This is a genomic window from Microcoleus sp. T3_D1 (genome assembly GCF_036700405.1).
Classification (GTDB): domain Bacteria; phylum Cyanobacteriota; class Cyanobacteriia; order Cyanobacteriales; family Microcoleaceae; genus Microcoleus.
Genome location: NZ_JAUBOV010000161.1, coordinates 1 through 5464 on the forward strand (window position 1 = coordinate 1; position 5464 = coordinate 5464).

At 46.7% G+C, this 5464-nt stretch carries 5 protein-coding genes; all 5 read right to left on the minus strand.

The genetic code is table 11. The features are described 5' to 3' along the window. Window positions 1-125 precede the first annotated feature (125 nt). Window positions 126-1649, minus strand: coding sequence for a carboxypeptidase M32 (locus QT992_RS32910; RefSeq protein ID WP_333321347.1), 1524 nt, complete (start codon window positions 1647-1649; stop codon window positions 126-128). 79 nt (window positions 1650-1728) lie between these two features. Beyond that, a complete protein-coding gene (locus tag QT992_RS32915) occupies window positions 1729-2931 on the minus strand; it encodes a tetratricopeptide repeat protein (RefSeq protein WP_333342970.1) in 1203 nt (400 codons plus the stop codon). A gap of 375 nt (window positions 2932-3306) precedes the next feature. Beyond that, window positions 3307-3648, minus strand: coding sequence for a type II toxin-antitoxin system PemK/MazF family toxin (locus tag QT992_RS32920; RefSeq protein WP_333321345.1), 342 nt, complete (start codon window positions 3646-3648; stop codon window positions 3307-3309). Next, window positions 3635-4036 (minus strand): type II toxin-antitoxin system Phd/YefM family antitoxin, encoded by a 402-nt coding sequence (locus QT992_RS32925; protein WP_333342969.1) that lies wholly within the window; start codon window positions 4034-4036, stop codon window positions 3635-3637. The genes QT992_RS32920 and QT992_RS32925 overlap by 14 nt, the downstream gene beginning before the upstream one ends. Window positions 4037-4182: 146 nt before the next feature. After that, a complete protein-coding gene (locus tag QT992_RS32930; RefSeq protein ID WP_333342968.1) occupies window positions 4183-5226 on the minus strand; it encodes a tetratricopeptide repeat protein in 1044 nt (347 codons plus the stop codon). Window positions 5227-5464 lie beyond the last annotated feature (238 nt).

Sequence of the window (5464 nt, forward strand, 5' to 3'; positions counted from 1 at the left end):
TATTGCTGCTATTGGGGCTTTCGTAAATAAGCCCGAAGGTTCGAGATTGTTTTGCAATGTGCAAGATCATTTCAGGGATATTGAAAGCCCACACAGTACCTGTACTCAGCTACGTGCTGGGTAATTTACATGACATAAAACTCCCCGTATTTGTGGCGAATGTAACGGATAAATGGATCGATAGTTAAAGGTGAACCTGTAACGCGATCGATCAATTCGACAGCAGTGTATTTGCGGCCGTGCTGGTAGATGTTTTGTTTGAGCCAGTTGTGGAGTACGCTAAAATTGCCCCGTTCTATTTCTACGGGAATTTCAGGATTGATTTTTACTGCTGTTTCGTAGAATTGGGCGCTCATCAAGTTGCCCAGGGTGTAACCTTGGAACATTCCGCCGATCGTACCAACATACCAGTGAACATCTTGCATCGCGCCTTCGCTGTCGGTGGCGGGAACAACGCCGAGGTCGGTTCTATAGCGTTCGTTCCAGGCTTCGGGGAGGTCTCGGACTGCTAGTTTTCCCTCTACCATTGCCAATTCTAGGTCAAAGCGGATGGCGACGTGGAGGTTGTAGGTTACTTCGTCGGCGTCCGTGCGGATGAGCGATCGCGAGACTTTGTTAATTGCCCGGTAAAATGCGTCAGTGGATACGTGTCCCAACTGTCGCAAAAATACGCCTTGGAGTTGCGGGTAGAAACATTCCCAAAAACCGCGGCTGCGCCCCACCATATTTTCCCAAAGTCGCGATTGACTTTCGTGCACGCCGGAGGAAATGCCACCTGCCAGAAGCGTGCCTTCAAATTCCGGGGAATTTCCGAGTTCATAGAGGGCGTGTCCGGCTTCGTGGATGCTGCTGAAGAGTGCTTGATCCAAGTGGTCTTCATAGACGCGGGTGGTAATTCGCACGTCGTCTATGGAGAAATTGGTCATGAACGGGTGCAGGGTGGTGTCTTGCCGTCCCCGTTGGAAGTCGAACCCCATGCGTTCTACAACTTTGCGGGTGAATTCTAGTTGTTGGAATTCGGGGAAGTCTTGGTGCAAGCAGGAGTCGTCGGCGGGAGGTTGGGAAGTGATGGCTTCGACTATCGGCACTAATTCTTGACGCAGTTGGGCGAAAAGCGGGCGTAGCAGGGATACTTTCATGCCGTAGTCGCTACGATCGATCAAAGGATCGGCGATGTGTTCGTATCCGGGGAAAAAGTCGGCGTACTGCCTGCTTAATTCTAGGGTTTTTTCTAGATACGGTTCAACGGCTGCGAAGTTGTTGGCTGCCCTGGCCGCGGCCCAAGCTTCGTAGCAGTCGGCTTGGTGGCGGCAGAGTGCGGACATGAAGGTTGCGGGAACTCTGGCGGCGCGATCGTAGTCTCTGCGGGCTATGCGGATCAGGCTGGCTGCGGTGGAGTCGTAGGGGAGGGTTTGTTCGTAGAAACGCAAGTCTTCTAGGAGTTCACCTATTTTTGGATCTGTAAATTTTTCGTGGGATATTTGTTTGAGAGTAGCCAACTGGCGGCCTCTGGCAGTTGCACCTTTGGGGGGCATATAAGTTGATTGATCCCAATGCAGCAACGACGAGGCTGATTCGATGTCCGTAACTTCTCTGAGGTGGGCTGCCAGTTGAGCGAATTTTGCTTGAGTTTTATCTAGGGTTTGCATGATTGGGGTTTATGGTGCTGTTGTGCCTACAAAGGTTGCGGTGCGGCATCCGTATCCATCAATCATAGCTACCCTGAAATCAAGCTAAAAACCGCACTTCTTCCCGTATTGTACGCAATTTAGAGTCATTTTTGCATAATTTCCGGTATTTATGCGGATTGAGTTTGATCGCCTTGGATAAGTTTTCGATCGCCCGCCCGATGCTGCAGGCTACAAGTTCCTGGCTGTTTGTGAGCTCGCCTGCTTCTTTTTCCAGGGCGTAAAGGCAAGCTTTTTGATAGTACAGGTTTGGATCGTCGGGTGTGAGTGCGATGATTTTATCGTAGGAGGCGATCGCTTCGCTAAATCGTTGAATTTTTTTGAGGGCGACGGCGCGGTTGTACCAGGCTTCGGTGTTCTCTGGCTGCAACTCTACGGTTTTGTCCCAAGAGGCTATTGCTTCTTCCAAGCGTTGTAAGTTGGCGAAGGCTAAGCCGCGGTTGTAAAAGGTTTCGCTGTCGTTTGGCTTGAGTGCGAGGGCTTTGTCCCAGGATGCGATCGCTTCTTCAAATTGTCCCATTTGTGCGATCGCCCTGCCGCGTTTGTTCCAGGCTTCGGCGGAATTCGGCCGCAGTTGCAGAGTTTTGTCGTAGGAGGCGACGGCTTCCGGGTAGAGTTTTTCATCGGCTAGGGCTAAGCCGCGGTTGTACCAGGCTTGATGCAAGTCTGGTTTGAGTTCGATCGCTTTGTCGTAAGAAGTGATGGCGGCTGTATTTTGGTCTGATTTTCTCAGGGCAAATGCTTTGTTGTACCAAGCTTCGCAGTAGTCTGGTTTGATGGCTATAGCTTTCTCGTAGGAGGAGATCGCTTCTGATAATTTTTCTAAGCTGACGAGGGTGTTGCCGCGGTTCGTCCAAGCTTCCGGGTAGCTGGGATTGAGTTGGATCGCCTTTTCGTAGGATGCGATCGCTTCTGAGAGTCTGTTGAGCTTCCGCAAAACGTTGGCGCGATTATACCACGCTTCGGGATTGTTTGGTTTGATTTGTAGGGATTGGTTGTAGGCTGCGATCGCTTCTTCTAGCTGGCCCAATTTTTTGAGGGCTACGCCTTGGTTGTACCAGGCTTCATAAAATTTTGGTTCAAGTTCGATCGCTTCTTCCCAAGATTCGATCGCTGCTTGGAATCGTCCCATTGCTTCTAGGGCGTTGCCGCGTTCGTACAAGGTTTGAGCCTTTTGGGTGTTGACTGCTATGGATTTTTCCCCTGAGTCGATCGGCTTTTCTATGCTGGCTAATTTTTGCAAGGGGTTTCACCTCATTATTTTCTGTCTAATTGATTCTTTTCTTTTTTATATGCGATCTTTTTCGCCTTTGAGTGCTTTCGATCGCGACTATTTGGTTATTTATGGCAATTTTACAGGAATTTGGGGACTTTTTCAATTTTTTTCATTATAATTCTAGAGCTTGGATTTGTAGGTATAGATTAATACTATTTTTTTTATATTACTGCGTAGAAAAGAGGAAAGGGCGATCGTACTGAGGTGTGACAAACCTCACCCAAGATATAACAGGACTTACATATCCACCCTATTTGTAGTGCATTGCGGCCCTTATTGCTACGGGTAGTGTAAAAATTTAAAAGTTGCGTAAGTCCTGATATAAGTTTCACCTATCGGCAATCACTGACTTAGCAAATTGTAAAGCTTTTCAGCAATTTGAGCCTGTGTATCTGATGATAATTCACCTAACTCACGCTGAACAACCACTGTAGAAACAGTTACCAGTTGATGCAGCCTGATAGTAGATGGCACCCGCAGCCCCGAAGCCTGAAAGTCGGGATGAGAAGCTTCTAATACGATATCTGTTTCCAATAGATTTGTGGGCAAGCGACTTGTAATATAAGCAATAATAACATGGCGTCGCGCTCCCAAAGGGTTAGTCAAGCAAGCTACAGGACGCAGTTTGTTGGCCGATAAATCATCATAGGGAAACGGTACTAGGAAAATCTTACCCTTGGTCATGGAATGGTTTACCGTCAGCTATAGTATAAATGTCTTCTTCTGGGTCTAGGATCGAACCAAAATCAGGCTGAATTGCTACTGTTTTAATCCATTCAGGGTCGTGGAATGGCACGCCATCAGCTAAAGTGTAGATATCTTCTGCTGAGTCTCTCAGAGAATCAAAGGCTGGATTTGCGATCGCAGCTTTTAGCCATTCATATTCTTCTAGTTTTGCTTTGTTAATTAGGGCGGCTTCTAGTGCTTCTAGTCGCTTCAGATCGGCATAAGTAATGATAGCAGCGATCGCCCTTCCTTCCTGTTCTATGACAATTCGTTCTCCGGTATCCTCAACGCGGGCGATGAGTTCGGGAAATCTGTCACTGGTTACGGTTACATTTAGTTGAGTCATCTTTTACCTCACTATTAATTATCCATCATATCGCGTCTGCTAGCTTCATTGAATAGTGTTTTTGATGCTGTAGGGGCGGGTTCGCCAACAATTTCTGCCAATAACTAACAATCTCAAAAACCCGCCCCCACTTGGGCGGCAAATCCCTATCCTTGAATCAAGGCTTGAAACCGAATATCACATCGCATACTGTCAAAATCCGAGTCAGTTTTTGCAATTTCTCGGTTTTTGTCAGGATTCAGATTGATGGCTTGCTGCAAATTCGGAATCGCTTGGTCAATCTGACTCTGTAACGCATAGCAGCAAGCTTTATTATAAAATGTTGCGTCATCATCTGGTTTGATTTCTAAGGCTTTGTTGTAGGAAGCGATCGCTTCTTCCCATCTCCCTAAATTAGCTAGTGCAATGCCCCGATTGTTCCAGGCTTCGTCATCATCTGGTTTAATTTCTAAGGCTTTGTTGTAGGAGGCGATCGCTTCTTCCCATCTGCCTAAATTACCCAGTGCAATGCCCCGATTGTACCAGGCTTCGTCTTTATCAGGTTGGATTTCTAAGGCTTTGTCGTAGGAGGCGATCGCTTCTTCTCGCCTTCCTAAATTACCCAGTGTATTGCCCCGATTGTTCCAGGCTTCGTGTGTATCTGGTTTAAATTCTAAGGCTTTGTCGTAGGAGGCGATCGCTTCTTCCCATCTGCCTAAATTATCCAGTGCAATGCCCCGATTGTACCAGGCTGCGTGATAATCTGGTTGGATTTCTAAGGCTTTGTCATAGGAGGCGATCGCTTCTTCTAATCTTTCTAAATTACGCAGTGCAATGCCCCGATTGTACCAGGCTGCGTGGTCATCTGGTTGAATTTCTAAGGCTTTGTCATAGGAGGCGATCTCTTCTTCTAATCTTCCTAAGTTACCCAGTGCAATGCCCCGATTGTTCCAGGCTTCGTTTAAATCTGGTTTGATTTCTAAGGCTTTGTCGTAGCAGGCGATCGCCTTTGCATATTCTTCAGCAGACAAATACAATAAAGCCTGTTCAAAAAACAATTCAGCTTTTTGTTCTGGTGTTTGCCCATCCTCATCAATTAAAGCTTGAATTCTCATCAATTTCAGTTTGCGTTCTTCGGGGGTTAAAGCTAGATAATCTTTTTCATCCAGTCTTTCCCAACAAGCTTCCTTTTTTTCGGAGTCTTGAGTCATAATTTGAGATTTTTTAATAGATAGTTTTAAAGTATTTTTGGTAGGCTATCTTAGTCTCTTAGAGAAGGACTTCGTTTGACAAGAAGCGATTTCAATCGCCGAATCATCTAAGGGTGGGGGCGGGTTTTTGAAATTGTCGGTTTTAGGCAATTTTTGTTTGTAAAACCCGCCCCTTGTATCTTAAAAGAGTGAGCTAGCCGATCGCCACGTCATTGATTCGATCATACCGACAATCAGG

Excerpts from the sequence above, each read along its gene's own strand:
- QT992_RS32925 (WP_333342969.1), bottom strand. The coding sequence starts at position 4,036 with ATGACTCAACTAAATGTAACCGTAACCAGTGACAGATTTCCCGAACTC.
- QT992_RS32920 (WP_333321345.1), bottom strand. The coding sequence starts at position 3,648 with ATGACCAAGGGTAAGATTTTCCTAGTACCGTTTCCCTATGATGATTTA.
- QT992_RS32930 (WP_333342968.1), bottom strand. The coding sequence starts at position 5,226 with ATGACTCAAGACTCCGAAAAAAAGGAAGCTTGTTGGGAAAGACTGGAT.
- QT992_RS32910 (WP_333321347.1), bottom strand. The coding sequence starts at position 1,649 with ATGCAAACCCTAGATAAAACTCAAGCAAAATTCGCTCAACTGGCAGCC.